Annotated in this window: 14 protein-coding genes; 1 reads left to right on the top strand and 13 read right to left on the bottom strand. The window is 64.3% G+C overall.

All coding sequences use genetic code 11. The annotated features are described in order from the left end of the window. Window positions 1-29 precede the first annotated feature (29 nt). Genes R3355_RS03300 through R3355_RS03275 form a run of 6 tightly spaced genes read right to left on the bottom strand, consistent with a single transcriptional unit; the run spans window position 30 to window position 4,270 of the window. Entirely contained in the window at window positions 30-1,697 is a 1,668-nt protein-coding gene (locus R3355_RS03300; protein ID WP_318960042.1) for an AMP-binding protein, read from the bottom strand. Further along, a complete protein-coding gene (locus tag R3355_RS03295) occupies window positions 1,694-2,239 on the bottom strand; it encodes a hypothetical protein (protein WP_318960041.1) in 546 nt (181 codons plus the stop codon). Before R3355_RS03295 ends, R3355_RS03300 begins: the two co-directional genes overlap by 4 nt. 28 nt (window positions 2,240-2,267) lie before the next feature. Then, window positions 2,268-2,522: an acyl carrier protein gene (locus tag R3355_RS03290; RefSeq protein WP_318946910.1), complete on the bottom strand. Its 255-nt coding sequence runs from the start codon at window positions 2,520-2,522 to the stop codon at window positions 2,268-2,270. 11 nt (window positions 2,523-2,533) lie between these two features. Continuing rightward, on the bottom strand, window positions 2,534-2,794 hold the full coding sequence (locus R3355_RS03285; RefSeq protein ID WP_318946911.1) for a phosphopantetheine-binding protein: 261 nt from the start codon (window positions 2,792-2,794) through the stop codon (window positions 2,534-2,536). Next, the gene (locus tag R3355_RS03280; RefSeq protein ID WP_318960040.1) at window positions 2,754-3,584 is read right to left on the bottom strand and encodes a 1-acyl-sn-glycerol-3-phosphate acyltransferase; all 831 of its coding nucleotides are present in this window, start codon (window positions 3,582-3,584) and stop codon (window positions 2,754-2,756) included. The genes R3355_RS03285 and R3355_RS03280 overlap by 41 nt, the downstream gene beginning before the upstream one ends. Beyond that, a complete protein-coding gene (locus R3355_RS03275; RefSeq protein ID WP_318960039.1) occupies window positions 3,557-4,270 on the bottom strand; it encodes a beta-ketoacyl synthase chain length factor in 714 nt (237 codons plus the stop codon). The genes R3355_RS03280 and R3355_RS03275 overlap by 28 nt, the downstream gene beginning before the upstream one ends. Window positions 4,271-4,508: 238 nt before the next feature. Here R3355_RS03275 and R3355_RS03270 point away from each other — a divergent pair, with 238 nt between their 5' ends. Next, the gene (locus R3355_RS03270; protein ID WP_318946915.1) at window positions 4,509-5,282 is read left to right on the top strand and encodes a ParA family protein; all 774 of its coding nucleotides are present in this window, start codon (window positions 4,509-4,511) and stop codon (window positions 5,280-5,282) included. Between the two features lie 66 nt (window positions 5,283-5,348). On the opposite strand, the gene R3355_RS03265 is transcribed toward R3355_RS03270, so the two are convergent. The 7 genes from R3355_RS03265 to R3355_RS03235 form a co-directional block, all read right to left on the bottom strand. Then, on the bottom strand, window positions 5,349-6,149 hold the full coding sequence (locus R3355_RS03265) for a universal stress protein (RefSeq protein WP_318960038.1): 801 nt from the start codon (window positions 6,147-6,149) through the stop codon (window positions 5,349-5,351). Between the two features lie 137 nt (window positions 6,150-6,286). Further along, on the bottom strand, window positions 6,287-6,721 hold the full coding sequence (trxC, locus tag R3355_RS03260) for a thioredoxin TrxC (protein WP_318946200.1): 435 nt from the start codon (window positions 6,719-6,721) through the stop codon (window positions 6,287-6,289). A gap of 56 nt (window positions 6,722-6,777) precedes the next feature. Next, window positions 6,778-8,574, bottom strand: coding sequence for an SLC13 family permease (locus tag R3355_RS03255; RefSeq protein WP_318960037.1), 1,797 nt, complete (start codon window positions 8,572-8,574; stop codon window positions 6,778-6,780). A 251-nt stretch (window positions 8,575-8,825) separates the two neighbouring features. Next, the gene (gene selO, locus R3355_RS03250; protein ID WP_318960036.1) at window positions 8,826-10,286 is read right to left on the bottom strand and encodes a protein adenylyltransferase SelO; all 1,461 of its coding nucleotides are present in this window, start codon (window positions 10,284-10,286) and stop codon (window positions 8,826-8,828) included. A gap of 110 nt (window positions 10,287-10,396) precedes the next feature. After that, window positions 10,397-13,777, bottom strand: coding sequence for a mechanosensitive channel MscK (mscK, locus tag R3355_RS03245; RefSeq protein WP_318960035.1), 3,381 nt, complete (start codon window positions 13,775-13,777; stop codon window positions 10,397-10,399). Window positions 13,778-13,857: 80 nt separating this feature from the next. Continuing rightward, on the bottom strand, window positions 13,858-15,603 hold the full coding sequence (locus R3355_RS03240) for a potassium/proton antiporter (protein WP_318946204.1): 1,746 nt from the start codon (window positions 15,601-15,603) through the stop codon (window positions 13,858-13,860). 135 nt (window positions 15,604-15,738) lie between these two features. Then, window positions 15,739-17,541, bottom strand: a complete 1,803-nt coding sequence (locus R3355_RS03235) for an acyl-CoA dehydrogenase (RefSeq protein ID WP_318960034.1) — start codon at window positions 17,539-17,541, stop codon at window positions 15,739-15,741. Window positions 17,542-17,662 lie beyond the last annotated feature (121 nt).

Genomic DNA, 17,662 nt, shown 5'->3' with positions numbered 1-17,662 from the left:
TGCGCTCAACGCCAACCTACGGGAGCATCTCATTGCGCCGGCCCCAGCAGGATGCGCCCGGACGAGCAGACCTTGTCGCCGTTGCGGAAGCTGAAGTAGAGCTTGCCGCGGCTGGCGTCGAAGCGCAGCGACAGCTGCAGGGGATCGCCGGGGCGCACCAGTTGCTGGAATTTCAGCACTTCCATGCCGACGAAGCGCGGCGGCAGTTGTTCGATCAGTTGCCGTGCCAGCTGCTGGGCCCAGTCGATCTGCACCACGCCCGGCAGCACCGGGGTCTGCGGGAAGTGGCCGCTGAAGTGGGCCAGGTCCAGCGGCACCTCTAGTTCAAGCAGCCATTCGCCATCCCGCTGCACGGCGCTCAGCGGCTCGACCTGGGTCGGGCGCGGCGCGGCGAGCAGGGCCTCGACCGTGGTCTGGGCCAGCTTGCCCTGGCTGCTGTAGGGCAACTGATTGAGCAGGCGCCAGCGCCGCGGCAGGGCGATGGCTTCGCAGTGCCCGGCCAGATGCCGGCGCAGGGTATCGGTGACGCTGCGCCGGCCCTGGTTGCGCAGCGCATGCACGCCGGCCGGACTCAAGGCCAGCAGGGCGCCAAGGAAGGCACGGCCCTGCTGAAGCACGCCGAGGCGCGCATCGCTGACCCAGTGATGGGCCATCAGGGCCTGCTCCAGCATGGGCAGGGAGATGCGCTTTTCTTCCAGTTTGACGATGCGGTCCAGGCGTCCGCGCAGGACGAAACGGCCATCGGCCTGGAGTTCGACGGCATCGGCGGTCTGCTCGCAGTGACCAGCTGGCAGGTAGGGCGAGGTCAGCCTGAGCGCACCCGCGGCGTTGACCCCCAGCTCGACGCCGGCGAACGGCTGCCAGGGCGTATCGCCCTGGCGCCAGGCGATGCCACCGGTTTCCGAGCTGCCGTAGATTTCCGTTGGCCACTGACCGAGCTGGGCGTGCAACAGCTGCGCGGCCTCGACCGGCAGGGCGCCACCGGAGGAGAACAGCTGACGCAACGGCTGCAGGGCGGTCCAGTCGAGGTTGTCGCCCATGCGCTTCAACAAGGCCGGGCTGGCGACCCAGGCGAACGCGGGCTGCTCCAGGCTGGTGCGCTGCATGTCCTCGGGGAAGGGTTGCGCGCGGCGCAGGAAGGCGCGGCCGGCACACAGCGGCCAGAGCACGCGGAACAACAGGCCATAGATATGCTGGGCGGCCACGCTGGCGACTATCACCGCGTCGCCCAGGCTCTCGCCCCATAGCCGCTCCAGCGCTTCGACTTCGTTGCTCAGTTGGCGCAGGCTCTTGTCGATCGGCTTGGCCGCGCCGCTGGAGCCGGAGGTGCACAGGGTCAATCGGCACTGGTCGAGATCCAGGGCGCGGGCCTGCAGGGGCTCGGCGGTTCCTGCACGATCGACGGCGTCAAGCGCATCCAGCCAGAGGTCGATCCGGCTCGCCAGCTGTAGGCGTGTCTGCGTCTGGGCATCGGCCGGCAGCAGCACATGGACCCCGGCCAGCCAGGCGCCGAGCAGGGCGATTGCCAGGTCGGCGGCGTCTTCCAGATAGAGCGCGACGCGCTGTACCTCCTGGGCGCGCAACTGCCCGCCCAAGTGCAATGCGCGGCGGCACAGCTCGGCGTGGTCGAGGTCCGGGGTGACGTAGCGGCTGGGGTCCGGGTGGAGCAGCAAGCAATCGAGGCCTATCCAGCTCATGCCAGCCGCCTTACGCGCTGGCGCACCAGCCATTCGCCGGCGAACAGCAGGCCGATCAGGCCGTAGGAAATCAGTCCGGTGTAGAGGGTCCACCAGGACAGCGGCGCCCACAGGGTCAGGGCGACGGTGATCAGGCCGTTGCCGAGAAAGAACAGCGCCCAGACCTTGGTCACCTGGCGGGTGTAATGCACCGCCACCTCGGGTAACTCCGGCTCGCGCAGGCGCGCCAGCCGTTCCACCAGCGGTGGGCCGACTTTCAGGCTGAGGGCAAACAGGCCGAGCAGCAGCAGGTTGATCAGCACCGGATACCAGCGCAACAGCACCGGCTCGCCGGCCAGGCCCAGCAGCAGGCAGAACGCCAACCCCGCGGTGGCCATCCAGCGCCCGCCCGCGTCCTGTTTGCCCAGCAGCAGGCGCGCCAGCCAGAGCCCGCCCAGGAGGGCGGCGAAGACCCGGGGCGAGAGGTGTTCCATGCCGTAATACACCGCGAAGGGATAGGCCAGGCCAGCCGCGACCAACAGCAGGCCGAGCAGGCGAGTCATGGGCGACTCTTCATTAACTGTCCGGCCATCAGTTGTCCGGGTTGACCAGGCGGTACACGGCTTCGACCACATCGCTCACGCTGCGCACCGACTTGAACTCCTCGGCGGCGATCTTCTTGCCGGTCTGGCGCTTGATGTGATCGATCAAATCGACGGCATCGATGCTGTCGATCTCCAGATCCTGGTAGAGGTCGGCCGTCAGGGTCACGCGTTCGGCATCCAGCTCGAACAGTTCGACCATGGCGTCGCGCAGGGTGGCGAAGATTTCATCACGGGTTTGCATGTGCTGAGTCCTCAGGCCGTTTGTCGTGCGGCAACGAAAGCCGCGAGGCTGGCCACGCTGGCGAAGTGCTCACGGGTGTCCTTGGCTTCGGCGTCGATCTTGATGGCGAAACGCTTCTGGATCGCCAGACCCAGCTCCAGGGCGTCCACCGAGTCCAGCCCCAGGCCTTCGCCGAACAGTGGCAGATCGGTGCCGATGTCGGCGGCTACCATGTCTTCCAGGCCGAGGGCCTCAATGATCAGGTGTTTGATTTCCAGCTGTAAATCGCTCATCTACGGCGAGCTCCTTAATGAAGTGACGATGCAAGAATTCGTTGAGTTTACGCGAGGCGATGGGCGCCGATCCCTGTGCACGGAACAATTGCGGGTCGATATCCTCGCCCACCCGCAGATGGAAGTGAAAGCGCTGCGATGGAATACGGTACCAGGGCTCGGCCTTGGTCAAGGTGGTCGGGGTCACGCTGATCACCACGGGAGTGACGATGCGCGCGCCGCGCAGCGCGATGGCGGCCGCCCCCCGGTGGAATTCGGGCGACTGCCCCGGGCTGGTGCGTGTGCCTTCGGGGAAGATCACCAGGGTCTGGCCGCCGTGCAAGGCGTTGGCGGCCTCGTCGAGCATGTCCATGCTGCCGCTGTTGCTGATGTACTGGGCGGCCCGAATCGGCCCGCGCATGCAGGGATTGTCCCACAGGCTCTGCTTGACCACGCAGTTGGCGTCGCGGATGAAGGCGATCAGCACCACCACGTCGATGAGCGACGGGTGGTTGGCGAGCACCAACTGGCCCGGCCGGCCCAGGCGTTCGGCGCCTTCCACCTCGTAGGTCAGCACCCCGCTGCGGAACATGAACTGGACGAAGGCGCGGAATACCCAGCTGATCACGCCGCGGGCGCGGCGTCGGCGAGTCTCGGCGTCGTCCGGCAACAGCCCCAGCAGGGGGAAAACCAGCACGCGCAGCAGCACGCCGCCCACGCCGAACAGGGCGAAGCTCAGCGCGGTGGCGATCAGACGCCACCAGAGGGGCGCACTGTAGGGGCTCAGGCCTTGTTGTGTGACCAGGTCCATTGATGGTTTTTCCAGTGATGCACGAGGGTCGGCTGTCCGCTGCAGAGCGCGCGCAGCAGGCTGATGGGGTGTGGCCATGCGGCTTGTTGGTCTTCACCGGTGCACAGTGTCAGCTGCCAGTCGTCGCCGGGCGTCAGCAGCAGGGCAACGGCGTAGGGAAAAGGCACGTCGTCGATATAGGGCGCATACAACGCTGGCGGTGCTTCCTCGGCGATCACCAGCAGCACTGCCGGAGCGCCCTCGCCGAGCAGCATGGCGGCTTCCAGCATGGCGTGCTCGAGGCCATCGCCGGCCGCAGCCATTGCGGTCATTTCGCTGGTGTCGCCACGCAGGATCGACCATTGACCGATGATGGCGTTGTGCACCGACAGGCTGAACTGGGTCGGCGACAGGGGTTCATCGCGCGCCAGGTCGCTGAGAATGGCCAGGGTGCGCGGCGTTTCGCCGTGGCGCGAGGCGAATATCAGGGGTAAGGCCGGGTAAGCGTCGGCCAGCGGCCAGGCAACCTGAAACAACATCCGCGCCAGGCGGCTGAGGCGTCGACGTTGCATGGCCGGGAGGAAGCTGACGTCCGGTTGCTGCTGGCCGTCAACCAGGCACACAGGCGCCTTGCACCAGGCGCGCCAGTCATCAACGCTCTCCAGGCCTGGGGCCCAGGCACGCCATTGCTCGATCCTGAAATGCATCACACGAAGCGTTTCCCGGCCCTGGTGGGCGTTCTTGTCAACTGCGGCGGTTGCGCGCGACAGCTTGAGTTGTCGGCGGCGCCATGGCGAAGTGCCCGCATTATCTAGGGCGCAGGCATTCTGCGCAAACTTTGACCGGACGCTTCTGATGGATGGGTGGGCGATTTCAGACGCCGACCTCGCCCTTGTCATGCGCTTTGCATAGAATCCAGGGTCAACGGAATCAGGGAGGTTTGTCATGCGGCGTGTGGTGTTCAATCAGAAAGGCGGGGTGGGCAAGTCCAGCATTGCCTGCAACCTGGCGGCCGTAAGCGCCTCACAGGGGTATCGCACGCTGTTGGTCGATCTGGATTCCCAGGCCAATTCCACCCACTACCTTACCGGCCTGACGGGTGATGAGATCCCCATGGGCATCGCCGAATTCTTCAAACTCAGCCTGACCAGTGGCCCTTTTGCCAAGAAGGGCCGGGTCGACATCTACGAGACGCCGTTCGACAACCTGCATGTGGTCACGGCGACCGCTGAACTGGCCGATCTGCAGCCCAAGCTGGAGTCGAAACACAAGATCAACAAGTTGCGCAAACTGCTCGATGAGCTTGATGGGGATTACGAACGGATCTACCTGGATACGCCGCCAGCGTTGAATTTCTACACGGTTTCCGCGTTGATCGCCGCTGATCGTGTGTTGATCCCCTTCGACTGCGACAGTTTCTCGCGCCAGGCCCTGTATGGGCTGCTGCAGGAAATCGAAGAGCTCAAGGAAGATCACAACGAAAGGCTGGAGGTCGAGGGCATCGTGGTCAACCAGTTCCAGCCCCGTGCGACCTTGCCGCAGCAGCTGCTCGATGAGCTGATCGCCGAAGGCTTGCCGGTGCTGCCGGTGAACCTGATGAGTTCGGTGCGCATGCGTGAGTCGCACCAGGCTTGTATGCCGTTGATCTATCTGGATGCACGGCACAAGTTGACCCAGCAGTTCGTCGAGCTGCATGACTTGCTCAACGCCAGCGATTAGTCGGGGCCGGGCAAAACGACAAAGGCGCCAGTGGCGCCTTTGTCGTTTTGCCCGGGTGATGGCTGTTTAGCGGCGTACGACAAAAATGTCGCAGGGCGCCTTGTGCAGGAAATGCTGCGCCAGGCTACCGAGCAATGCCTGGGACAAGGCGCTGCGGCCGTGGCTGCCGAGCACCAGCAGCTCGCTGCTGCGGGTTTTCAGCTGTTCCTGCAGGCTGCGCAGGATACCGCCTTGCCGCACCGAATGGGTCAGGGTCGGACCCGTGGCGGGCAGGGTCTGCGCTTCGTCCTCAAGCAGTTGATCGATCAAGGCGCACTGGATGTGCAGTTGCTCCTCGATCTGTTTGGGTGTGCCCTTGTCCGGCGCGAACACGTGCAGTGCATGCAGTTCGGCGGTTTCCGGCAGCAGGCGATAGGCCTGCTCCAGAGCGCTGCAGGCGCAGAGGGAGAAGTCGATGGCGGCAAGCGCGCGCTGGTAGGGCTGGAACTCGCTGCGTGCCACCAGCAGCAACGGCACGCTGCAGTTTCTGGCGATACGATCCAGGCTGGTACCGGAGAAGAAATCGTGGCGCTGATGATGGGCACCCAGTACCAACAGGTCGCAACCGAGCTCGTCTACTTGCTGCAGCACCACCTCGGAAGGTTTGCCGCTGATCAGTTGCAGTTCACTGCCCGGCGGGGCATATCGGGTCAGGCTGCGATCTAGGGCCTGATGGGCCTTTTCGTGCGCCTGGCTGCTCTGGGTGGGGTCGAGGACGTGCAGTATCGTCAGCTTGGCATTGTGCTGCTGTGCCAACTGGGTGGCGCGGCACAGGGCCATGTCGGCCGTGTCGCGCAAGTCATGGGCAATGAGGATATGGGTAAACATGGGGCAAATCTCCGGCCGATGGATGTCGGCGATTTATTATCCATCAAGCAATAGCCGTTCTTTTGACCTTAGGCAAGGCCAAGCGTCAGAGGCTGTAAAAATATCGAGCGCAGTAGGCAAACGTTTTTTACAAGCGCTCATAGCCCTTGACCATGCAGCCAGGCAAGCAATTGCGGCAGTGGCAGGGCGCCACTCTGGCGAGCCACTTCGCGGCCGCCCTTGAACAGGATCAGGCTGGGGATCGAGCGGATGCCCAGCTGGGTGGACAGTTGTGGGTTGGCCTCGCTGTCCAGCTTGCCCAGGCGGCAGCGCCCCTGCAGTTGGTTGGCGGCCTGGGTGAAGGTCGGCGCGAAGGCTTTGCAGGGCCCGCACCAGTCGGCCCAGACATCCACCAGCAGCGGCAAATCGCCCTTGAGCTGGCTGGCAAAGTTGGCCTGGGTCAATTCGATCGGCGTGCCCGGCACGACCTCATGCTTGCAGCGCCCGCAGCGCGGGTTGTCGTCCAGGCGCTCGGCGGGAATGCGGTTGAGACCGTTGCACTGGGGGCAGGGAATCAGCAAGGGGTCGCTCATGATGGGGCTCCGGTGGTTATGTCCAGTAGATGGAGCCGCCGCCATCGCTTATCAAGTCACACCGGCGTCAGCGGCCAGAACCAGGGAATCACGAAACTGGCCACCACCCACAACAGCAGGTTGAGCGGGATGCCGACCTTAATGAAGTCGGTGAAGCGGTAACCGCCGGCGTTGTAGACGAAGGTGTTGGTCTGGTAGCCGATGGGCGTGGCGAAACTGGCGCTGGCGGCGAACATCACCGCGACCACGAAGGCCCGCGGGTCGACGCCCAGGTGCTGGGCCAGGCCGATGGCGATGGGGGTGACCAGCACCGCCACCGCGTTGTTGGACAGCATCTCGGTGAGGATCGAGGTGAACAGGTAGATGAACGACAGCATCAGCAGCGGCCCGGCCCAGGGCATCAGGCCCATGACGTTTCCTACCATCAGACTGACCAGGCCGACCTTGTCCATGGCGATGCTGATCGCCAGCATGCCGAAGATCAGGCTGAGGATCTTCCAGTCCACCGCCTTGTAGGCGTCTTCCACGTCCAGGCAGCGGGTCGCCAGCACGGTCACCGCACCGATGATCGCCAGCCCCTCGATGGCCATCACGCCGAAGGCGGCCAGGACCATCACCGCCAGGGTGGCAATGATCGCAATCGGCGCCTTGTCGCGGCGGAAGGCGCGCTCCTGCACGGCGTTGAGGCTGATCAGTTCGCCGTTGTCGGCGAAACGCTTGATCTGCGCCGGGGTACCCTCGACCAGCATCACGTCGCCGAACTGCAGCTCGAAGTCGTCGAGGTTGCCCTGGATGTTCTCGTCCTGACGGTGTACGGCGAGCACGGCGATGCCGTAGCGCGCGGTGAGGTCGAGGTCGCGCATTGGCCGGTGGCTGTAGCGCGAATTGCGCCCGACTATGGCCTCGGCCAGCACCACGTCGTGGCTGCTGATGGTCTCGAAGGCGTCGCCGCGGTTGAAGGTCAGGTGGCCGCTTTCGCGCAGCTCGACCACGTTCTTCACCTGGCCGTGCAGCACCAGGCGGTCGCCGCTGGCCAGCAGGGTGGCGTGATCCGGTTCGGTCAGCTCCTGCTCTTCGCGGAACAGTTTGAGCACCTGCAGGCCGCTGCCGCCGTTGAGGTTGGCTTCGGCCAGGGTCTTGCCGATCACCGGTGAACCATGGGGCACCAGCAGCTCGGTCATGAAGGTGCGATCGAGGTCGGGACGCAACTGCTTGGACAGGGTTTCGCGTTCGGGCAGCAGGTGGCGGCCGATGGTCAGCAGATAGAGCATGCCGACCGTGGCCAGGATCAGCCCGGCGCCGGTGATCTCGAAGATGCCGAAGGGCGCCAGGCCGGCCTTGCGCGCGACGCCGTCGACCAGGATGTTGGTCGAGGTGCCGATCATGGTCAGGGTGCCGCCGAGGATGGTGGCGTAGGACAGCGGGATCAGCAGCTTCGACGGCAGGGTGCCGGCACGGCGGGCCAGGGAGATGGCCACCGGAGTCAGAATGGCCACCACCGGGGTGTTGTTCAGGCAGGCGGAAATCACCAGGGCGGTGATCGTCAGGCCGGTGAGTACGCGGATCGGGCTGGTGCCGACCAGGTCGCCCAGCCAGTTGCCCAGCGCGTCGATGCAGCCGGTGCGCTCCAGGGCTGCGGAGAGCACGAACATGCAGGCGATGGTCACCGGCGCCGAGTTGGACAGCACGCTGAGCACTTCGCCGGGGGTCAGCAGTTGCGTGACCAGTAGCGTCGCCACGGCAATCGCCGCGACTATGTCCGGGCTCCATTTCTCGCGGACGAAGGCGTACAGCACCCAGATCAGCAAGGCGCCGACAAACAGCAAGGGCAGGGGTAGCGAGTCCCAGAACATGAACGTCCTTAGCGTGCGAATCTCGTGTGAGGCAGCGGGCGCGCTCGAGGGCGGCCACGCGAGGCGCTGAAGATAAGGCTTGCTGCTTAGAGAGTCTAAGAATGTTTGAGAAGGTTTATATGCTTTTTCGATTTAACCGATAAGGGCAGGGTAAGCCACTCGTCGGGCGGGAGAGGCTTCATCCATTCACCGTTGAACGGGGGAGGGGGATGAAAAGGCATCATCCACTCTATGCATATGTCTGGCCTCGCCTACGACGAGCAGCTGATTTCCAGGTGTTTGCCCCATTCCGGCGGGCGCTGGGCGTAGCGCTCGAAGCCAGGTTGTTCGTCGAACGGCCGGCTGAGCACGGCATGCAGTTCGCGCACGGGGCCATAGTCGCCCTGTTCGGCGGCGTCGATGACTTGCTGGGCGAGGTAATTGCGCAGGATGTACTTGGGGTTGACCGCGTGCATGCGCGCGCTTCGTTCTGCCTGGGTTCCACCGTCCTGTTCGCTGCGGATCCGGTATTCGCTGGCCCAGGCATCGAAACCGCCGAGGTCGGTGAAGTCGTCGCGCAGGCGGGCGAGGGCCTGCTCGGCCGTACTGTTGCCCAGCTCGCGGAAGAAATTCGTGTAGTCCACTGCGCTGCTCTGCATCAGTTGCAGCAGGCGCTGGACCAATGCGTCGTCGCCGGCGTCGCTGCTGAGCAGGCCCAGGCGGCGGCGCATCAGGTCGAGGTAGTGGGCCTGGTACAGCGGCAGGAACAGGCTCAGGGTCTCGCGCAGGGCATCGACCTCGACCAGTGGGGTCAGCGCCTGGCCGAGGGCGGCGAGGTTCCACTGGGCGATCGGCACCTGGTTGCTGAAGCTGTAGCGCCCCGTGTCGTCGGAGTGGTTGCAGATGTGGTTGGCGTCGAAGTCGTCGAGAAAGGCGTAGGGGCCGTAGTCGAAGGTGATGCCGAGGATCGACATGTTGTCGCTGTTCATCACCCCGTGACAGAAACCATAGGCCTGCCAGTGGGCGATCAGCTCGGCGTTGCGTTCGACCACCTCGCGGAACATGGCCAGGTAGGGTTCGGGTTGGGCCAGGCAGGCGGGGAAGTGGCAGCTCAGCACGTGCTCGCCGAGTTGTTTCAGCAGGTCGTGCTGGCGGGTGTAATAGAAGTACTCGAAGTGACCGAAGCGCACATGGCTCTGCGCCAGACGCAGAATCATGGCCGCGCTTTCCTGCTTCTCGCGCCATACCGGGGTGCTCGAGGCGGTCACGCACAGCGCCCGCGAGCTGGGAATGCCGAGGGCGTGCAGGTGTTCGCTGGCGAGGAACTCGCGGATCGAGCTGCGCAGCACGGCGCGGCCATCGCCCATGCGCGAATAGGGCGTCTGCCCGGCGCCCTTGAGGTGCAGGTCCCAGTATTCGCCGGCGTCGTTGACTACCTCGCCCAGCAGCAGGCCGCGGCCATCGCCCAGGCGCGGGTTGTAGCTGCCGAACTGGTGCCCGGAGTAGACCATGGCCCGCGGCTCGGCCTCGCTCCACAGCGTGTGTCCGGCGAACAGCTGGGCGAACACCTCGGTTTCGGCCTCGGTCGGGTCGAGGTCGAGCAGGGCCATGGCCGCCTGGCTGACCACCACCAGGCGCGGCTCGGCAATCGGCTCGGGCAGCACATGGGTGGAAAAGGCATCGCCGAGACGGGCGAAGCGATTGTCAAAGGTCAGGTCGGTGAGCGACTTCAAGGTGAGACTCCTGCGGGCGGGGCGGCCGAGCCTGGGGCTCGGTCGCCGGGTGGTCGGCGAGGGGTATCCGCGCGTTGCTCGAACTGTAGACCCCTGGCAAGGGGAGAGGTTTACGGGGGATCGAGCGCAGGCGTCGTCGGGGTGATCGGATCCTGGTCGGGTTCGGCTTTAACGGTAGAGAAGGACTTGGCCGGCGCGACGAGCGTGGTCTCGCCGCTGCCCAGGTTGAGCTCCTGGCCCTGCAGGTTCTTCACCGTCACCTCGACCTGGTTGAAGGCCATCTCGACGTTGTGTTCGCGGAAGCTCAGGGCGATCCGGGTGAGGATTTCATCGGTGGAGGCGTTGCGGTCGGCCAGTTCGCGCACATGGAAGCGCAGTTCGTAGTCGAAGGTGCTGGCGCTGATGGTCAGGAAAAACAGCAGCGGCTCGGGATCGCGCAGCACCCGTGTATTTTCCATGGCCGCCTGCAGCATCAGCTTGCGCGCCAGCTCCAGGTCGGTCTCGTAAGCCACACCGATCTTGATGATCACCCGGGTGATCGTATCGTTGAGCGACCAGTTGACCAACTGGTCGGTGACGAAGGTCTTGTTCGGTACGATGATTTCCTTGCGGTCGAAATCGGTGATGGTGGTGGCGCGGATGCGGATCTTGCTCACCGTACCCGACAGATTGCCGATGGTCACCACGTCGCCGATGCGCACCGGGCGTTCGAACAGGATGATCAGGCCGGAGATGAAGTTGGCGAAAATTTCCTGCAAGCCGAAACCGAGGCCGACCGAGAGCGCCGCGACCAGCCACTGCAGCTTGTCCCAGCTGACCCCCAGGGTCGACAGGGTGATGACGAAACCGATGGAGACGATCGCATAGGACAGCAGGGTGGTGGTGGCGTAGGCGCTGCCTTGCGCCAGGCTCAGCCGTGACAGCACCAGCACTTCCAGCAGGCCTGGCAGGTTGCGCGCCAGGGCCACGGTGATGGCGACGATGATCAGTGCGCCGAGTACGTCGCTGAGGCTGATCGGCACCAGGCTGGCGGCTTCGCCGCTGCCGCTGCTGTATTCGTAGAGGCTGATGTTGTCCAGGTAGGAGAACACCGAGATCAGGTCGGCCCAGACCCAGTACAGTCCGGCAAGAAAAACGCCGAGCAGGGCCAGGCGAATCAGCCGTAGCGACTGCTGGTTGACCTGCTCGATGTCCAGGGTCGGTTCTTCGATCACGACGTCGCCGCTTTCGCCCTCGGCGGCTTGTTGGGCCTGGCGCTTGGCGGTGGCGCGCTGGTAGGCCAGGCGTCTGGCGGCGACGCCGAGGCCCCGAACGAAGGCGGCTTCGACGAACAGCCAGATGACCAGCAGGTAGAGGGTGTCGATCAGTCGGTCGCTGAGTTTCAGCGCGGTGTAGTAGTAGCCGAAGGCGACCGCGACGATCAGCGCCAGCGGCAGCAGGCTGAACAGTAGGCCGATGAGTATGCGGAACGCCGAGGCATGCTCGCGTGCCGGGCCACTCAGCAGCAGCTGGTGCAGCAGCCAGGCCATCAGGCCGTAACAGCTCAGCACCACGGCGATACCGATGACATCGTCGGCCAGGCTGGCGGGCTGGTGCTCGGCCACGGCGACCACGCCGGCCAGGGCGATGACCACCAGACCGAGACGGCGAATCTGCCGGTGGAGGAAGTTGACCTGTGTGCGCGGCCAGCGGAAATGCAGCTCGGCCACCCCTCCCGGTGAGAGGACCCGGTAGAGGGTATAGAACACCAGCCAGGCCTGGGCCATCTCGAACAGGGCCGCGCCGAGGTTGACGTTCTGGCCGCGCGCATCCATCTGCAGGGCGAAGCCGCACAGGGCCAGGAACAGGGTGCCGGGCAGCGCCAGCAGCAGGTTGAGGAGAATGGCCAGGGGCGTATGCAGCTGACTGTCACGCTTGAAGTGGCCGATGTCATGGTGCAATTCATTGAGCTTGCGGTACAGGTAGCTGCGTTTCCACAGCAGCAGGCCGATCAGCAGCAGCAACGGCAGAAACAACAGCGGGCGCTCGATCAGGCCGAAACCCAGCTCGCGCAGGTTGGAACCCCATGGCAGGTCGGCAATCTGGCGTTCCAGCAGGCGCGGCACGCTGGCGAACCAGTCGAAATCCAGTGGCTTGTTGCTGGGGATCCAGAACATCTGCTCATCCAGGGTCGCACGCAGGGTACGGGCGCTGCTCTGCAGCTGCTTCTGGTTGAGCTGCAGGGTGATCGATTCGTTGAGCAGCGCATTGAGCTCGCGATTGAGGCGCTCCAGCAGGCCGCGGCGCGTGTCAATCAGCTCAAGCAGGGTCGCGCGCAATTCCTCGGTGACGTTCTCGGGTGGTTGCTTGGCAAGCAGCTGTTCGACATAGGTGTTGGGGTTGCTGAGCAGCTCGCGCTGCTGGTTCAGCTCGAACTGGTAGAGGCGAATGTCGGCGATTTCATTGGCCAGGCCGTTGTCCAGGGTCAGTTTGGGCAAGGCCTGCTTTTGCTGGTAGAGAATCTTCGACAGCAGCAGGCTGCCTTGCAGCACGTCGATCTGCTCATCCAGGGCCTGGTCGCTCTGGTTGAGGGCATCCAGTTGCTGGCGGGTCTGCAGGTTCTGCTGGGTCAGCTGATTGAGGCGTTCGGTGGCGCGCAGCAGGTAATCGGAGAGCTTGAGGTTGCGTGTGCTGACGCTGGTCAGGAGCTTGTCCGAGCCAGCTTTCTCCGCCTCGAGCGATTGTTCTGCGACGGTTTTCTCGGACAGTGCCCGGCGTTTCTGGTTGACCAGCGATTGCAGGTCGAGCAGTTCCTGCTCCAGGCGCTTGATGCGTTCATCGAGCAGGTCGCGCTGGCTGTTGCCCAGGTCCTGCAGCAGGCTGTTGCCCTCCAGTTCCTTGCGGCGCAACAGGGTCTGCGCATTGAGTGCGGCGACTTCGGCGTTGAGCAGATCGCGCCGCTCGGCAGTCAGTGATTTACCGGATTCCTTGCCATTTTTCAGGGCGTTGTTGATCTCCTGAATACGTGTCTGGTTGTTGCTGATTTCCGTCTGCGCACGTTCGGGGCGGGTCTGCGCGGTGATGATCAGGCTGTTGGCATCGATGATCTGCCTCTGCCAGTCGTTCAGCTGAGCGTTGTGCTCGCTGAGCAATTGCTCCAGCTGCGGCACCGCCGTATCGGCATAACGCTGGGTGACCGCGGTGGGTTTACTGGCCTTGAGACGGGTCAGGTCGCGCTGCGCTTCACTGATCAATCGCGGCGCCTGCTCGAGCTGCTGCTTGAGATCGTCCAGGCGCTTTTCGCTGTCGGCCTGCTGATTGAGCAGCTCGAGGGTTTTCTCAAGGGTCTGCTTGAGGGCCGATTGTTCGGCTTCCGGCAGCTTGCGCTCGGCCAGACTCTCCAGGTTGCGCTGCACGTCAGTGCGTTGCGGCGACTCGGCCGCGTGGCTCAAGGACGTACTCAGGCAAAGCCCGAGCAGAAATACGGCTAGATAGGTACGTATAGAGGCCATGGTCACAATCGGGCGGCTCGAAAAGATGCTGAGTTTAACAGGCTGCTGAAAGGCTTGATGCAGGAGGTTTGCGCAAGCAGTCAGAGAAACAGGCCGGGTCCTGGACGACTGCCTTCGGGGAATTTGACGCCGACTTTACGGATCTTGTTCCCTTCCATCGCCGCCACCGTCCAGGTCAGGCCCTGCCATTCGACCTGGTCGCCAATCACCGGTTCACCGCCTATTTCATGGGCAATGAAGCGCCCCAGGCTCTGCTGGCTGTTGATGCCGTCCAGCTTCAGGCCATAGAGCGCGGCAACGGCGCTGAGCTGGGCATCGCCTTCGAGAACGAAGTCGCCGAAGAAACGCAGGTCCTGGCCACGTTTGGGGGCCTGGCTGAACAGTTTGCCCAGGGCCGGCAGGTCGTGTTCGTGGCCAACCACACAGAGCAGGTCGCCGGCCTCGAGCCGGGTGCTGCCGGAGGGGTGGAGCAGTTCCTTGCCGCGGAACAGCGCGGCGATACGTGTGCCTGCGGGCATCTTCAGCTCGCGCAGGGCGGCGCCTATGCACCATTTCTCCGCGCCCAGGCGGTAGATGAACAGCTCCCACTGGCTGGTCGGGTGTACGTCCAGACCGGCGCGCGACACCGGAACCGGCTCCGGCGGTACGGTGACGCGCAACAGTTTGGCCGCCCAGGGCAGGCTGGTGCCCTGCAGCAGGAGGGAGACCAGCACGATGAAGAAGGCCACGTTGAAAAACAGCTGGGCATTCGCCAGACCGGCCATCAGAGGGAACACCGCGAGGATGATCGGCACCGCGCCACGCAAGCCGACCCAGGCGATAAAGGCGCGTTCGCGGTCATGGAAGCCCTTGAATGGCAGCAGGCCGAGGAAAATCGACAGCGGCCGGGCGAACAGGATCATCCACAGGGCCAGGCCCAATGCCGGCAGGGCGATCGGCAGCAGTTCATGGGGCGTGACCAGCAGGCCGAGCACCAGAAACATGCCGATCTGCGCCAGCCAGGCCAGGCCGTCGAGCATGTGCAGGATGCCGTGACGCGAGCGGATCGGCTTGTAGCCCAACAGCAGGCCACACAGGTAGATGGCCAGAATGCCGCTGCCGCCCGCGGTATTGGTGATGGCGAAGATGATCAGTCCGCCGCTGACCACCAGCAAGGGATAGAGGCCGTTGGCCAATTCCATGCGGTTGACCAGATTCAGCAGCAGCCATCCACCGCCCAGGCCAAACAGTGCGCCTATGCCGAACTGCTGGAGCAATTGCAGGAGTGGCGACCAGCTCAAGCCATCCTGGCCGCTGGCAAGCATGGCGATCAGGGTGACGGTGAGGAATACCGCCATGGGGTCGTTACTGCCGGACTCGATTTCCAGGGTGGCGCTGACCCGTTCGTTGAGGCCACGTCCGCCGAGCAGGCTGAATACCGCGGCGGCATCGGTGGAACCGACGATGGCGCCGATCAGCAAGCCTTCCATCCAGCTCAGTTTGAACAGCCAGGCGGCGGCCATGCCGGTCAGCCCGGCGGTGACCAGCACCCCCACCGTGGCCAGCGACAAGGAGGGCCAGAGGGCCACGCGGAAGCTGGAGACGCGGGTGCGCATGCCGCCATCGAGCAGAATGATCGCCAGGGCCAGGTTGCCCACCAGGTAGGCCAGCGGGTAATTGTCGAAGAGGATGCCGCCCGGCCCATCGGTGCCGGCGAGCATGCCGACGGCGAGAAAGATCACCAGGATGGGAATGCCGAAGCGCGAACCGAAGGCGCTGACCAGGATGCTCAAGGCCACCAGCAATGCACCGATCAAGAACAGATTATTGATGGTGCTGGCGTCCAAGAAGGTACTCCGGGTCGAAAGGCGAGTGCACCGATATGCATGGTGCGTGCCATGGATTCTAACCGTTGCCCTTGCCCGCCTGTCAAAAAAAACGCCTCGCGAAAGCGAGGCGTTGTGTGATTCACCCTGGCCGTTCTAGAACCAGGCGTCCTGCATGCCCAGGCAGGTGTCGTCACGGGCCTCGAGAATCGTCAGGTGGTGATGGCAGCTCGGCACTTCCCAGGTCAGGAAGTAACGCGCGGCCTGCAGCTTGCCCTGATAGAAGTCGACATCCGCCGGGTTGCCGGCCGCCAGCCCCTGTTCGGCCTTGATCGCCTGTTCCAACCAGCGCCAGCCGATGACCATATGACCGAAGACGTTCAGGTACAGCGCCGAGTTGGCCAGGCCCTGGTTGACCTTGCCGCTCTGCAGGTCGCCCAGCAGCGCCAGGGTCACCGTCGACAGGCGCGCCAGCAGCTGCTCCAGCGGTTGGCGCAGGGCATTCAGCGACTGGTATTCGCTGGCCTGCTGGCAGCTGTCCTGGATCAGCCTGACCAGTTGCTTGAGCGCCGCACCGCCGTTCATCGACACCTTGCGCCCGAGCAGGTCGAGGGACTGGATGCCGTGGGTGCCCTCGTGGATCGGGTTGAGGCGGTTGTCGCGATAGTACTGCTCCACCGGGTAGTCGCGGGTATAGCCGTGGCCGCCGAGGATCTGGATCGCCAGTTCGTTGGCCTTGAGGCAGAACTCCGAAGGCCAGGACTTGACGATCGGGGTCAGCAGATCCAGCAGTTCCAGGGCGGTGCGCCGCTGCTCTGCGGTTTCCAGGGTCTGGGTATCGTCGAACAAGCGCGCGGCGTACAGGCCGAGGTCGAAGGCGCCTTCGACATAAGCCTTCTGGGTCAGCAGCATGCGCCGCACATCGGCGTGCTCGATGATCGACACCTGGGGGCTGGTCGGGTCCTTGCCGTCCGGCTGGCGGCCTTGCGGGCGCTGGCGGGCGTAATCGAGCGAGTACAGGTAGCCGGCGTAGCCGAGCATCACCGCGCCCATGCCGACGCCGATACGCGCCTCGTTCATCATCTGGAACATATAGGCAAGGCCATGGTGCGGCTTGCCTACCAGGTAACCGACGCAGTCGCCGTTGTCGCCAAAGTTCAATGCGGTGGAGGTGGTGCCGCGCCAGCCCATCTTGTGGAACAAGCCGGCCAGCACCACATCGTTGCGCTTGCCCAGCGAACCGTCGTCGTTGACCAGGAACTTGGGCACGATAAACAGCGAGATGCCCTTCACCCCGGGCGGCGCGTCCGGCAGCTTGGCCAGCACCATATGCACGATGTTCTCGCTCAACGGGTGGTCGCCGCCGGAGATGAAGATCTTGTTGCCCTTGAGCCGGTAAGTGCCGTCGCCCGCCGGTTCGGCGCGGGTGCGCAGATCCGACAGCGAGGAGCCCGCGTGGGGCTCGGTCAACGCCATGGTGCCGAAGAAACGCCCGTCGATCATCGGCTGCAAAAAGCGCTGCTTATGCTCCTCGCTGCCGAAGGTCTCGATCAGGTTGGCCGCGCCCATGGTCAGGAACGGGTAGGAGGTGGTTGCCGCATTGGCCGACTGGAAGTGGGCAAAGCAGGCCTGGGACAGCAGGTTGGGCAACTGCATGCCGCCAGTTTCGAAGTCTCTTGTGGCATTGAGGAAGCCAGCCTCGAGGAAAGCATCCACTGCCGGCTTGACCTCGGGGATCAGCACCGCGGCGCCGTCCACGTACTCGGGTTCGTGTTCGTCGCTCTTGCGGTTATGCGGGGCGAACAGCTTTTCGGCGATGCTGCGCGCGGTGTCGATGGCCGCATCGAAGGTCTCGCGGCTGTGATCGGCGAAGCGCTCGCGCTGGATCAGGGCTTCGGCATCGAGCACTTCGTAAAGTTCGAAGGCCAGGTTGCGGGAACTGAGCAGGGACTCGGACATGGGTAAACCTCCGGTTAGTATGCGCCGAGTCTAAGCAGGCCCAGACCTGGCTCCCAGCACTATCAGCAAGCGTGATAACGGGCCGTTGGGCAGGGTGCGGCCCGGGGTGGGGATAGCCCGG

The organism is Pseudomonas sp., assembly GCF_033723075.1.
In the GTDB taxonomy this organism is placed as follows: domain Bacteria; phylum Pseudomonadota; class Gammaproteobacteria; order Pseudomonadales; family Pseudomonadaceae; genus Aquipseudomonas.
Note: the sequence above shows the minus strand (reverse complement) of the source record. Positions and strands in the feature narration are given on the sequence as shown.

What these genes read in the sequence shown, in the direction of transcription:
- R3355_RS03300 (WP_318960042.1), bottom strand. Translation starts at nt 1,697, where the DNA reads ATGAGCTGGATAGGCCTCGATTGCTTGCTGCTCCACCCGGACCCCAGC.
- R3355_RS03295 (WP_318960041.1), bottom strand. Translation starts at nt 2,239, where the DNA reads ATGACTCGCCTGCTCGGCCTGCTGTTGGTCGCGGCTGGCCTGGCCTAT.
- R3355_RS03290 (WP_318946910.1), bottom strand. Translation starts at nt 2,522, where the DNA reads ATGCAAACCCGTGATGAAATCTTCGCCACCCTGCGCGACGCCATGGTC.
- R3355_RS03285 (WP_318946911.1), bottom strand. Translation starts at nt 2,794, where the DNA reads ATGAGCGATTTACAGCTGGAAATCAAACACCTGATCATTGAGGCCCTC.
- R3355_RS03280 (WP_318960040.1), bottom strand. Translation starts at nt 3,584, where the DNA reads ATGGACCTGGTCACACAACAAGGCCTGAGCCCCTACAGTGCGCCCCTC.
- R3355_RS03275 (WP_318960039.1), bottom strand. Translation starts at nt 4,270, where the DNA reads ATGCATTTCAGGATCGAGCAATGGCGTGCCTGGGCCCCAGGCCTGGAG.
- R3355_RS03270 (WP_318946915.1), top strand. Translation starts at nt 4,509, where the DNA reads ATGCGGCGTGTGGTGTTCAATCAGAAAGGCGGGGTGGGCAAGTCCAGC.
- R3355_RS03265 (WP_318960038.1), bottom strand. Translation starts at nt 6,149, where the DNA reads ATGTTTACCCATATCCTCATTGCCCATGACTTGCGCGACACGGCCGAC.
- trxC (WP_318946200.1), bottom strand. Translation starts at nt 6,721, where the DNA reads ATGAGCGACCCCTTGCTGATTCCCTGCCCCCAGTGCAACGGTCTCAAC.
- R3355_RS03255 (WP_318960037.1), bottom strand. Translation starts at nt 8,574, where the DNA reads ATGTTCTGGGACTCGCTACCCCTGCCCTTGCTGTTTGTCGGCGCCTTG.
- mscK (WP_318960035.1), bottom strand. Translation starts at nt 13,777, where the DNA reads ATGGCCTCTATACGTACCTATCTAGCCGTATTTCTGCTCGGGCTTTGC.
- R3355_RS03235 (WP_318960034.1), bottom strand. Translation starts at nt 17,541, where the DNA reads ATGTCCGAGTCCCTGCTCAGTTCCCGCAACCTGGCCTTCGAACTTTAC.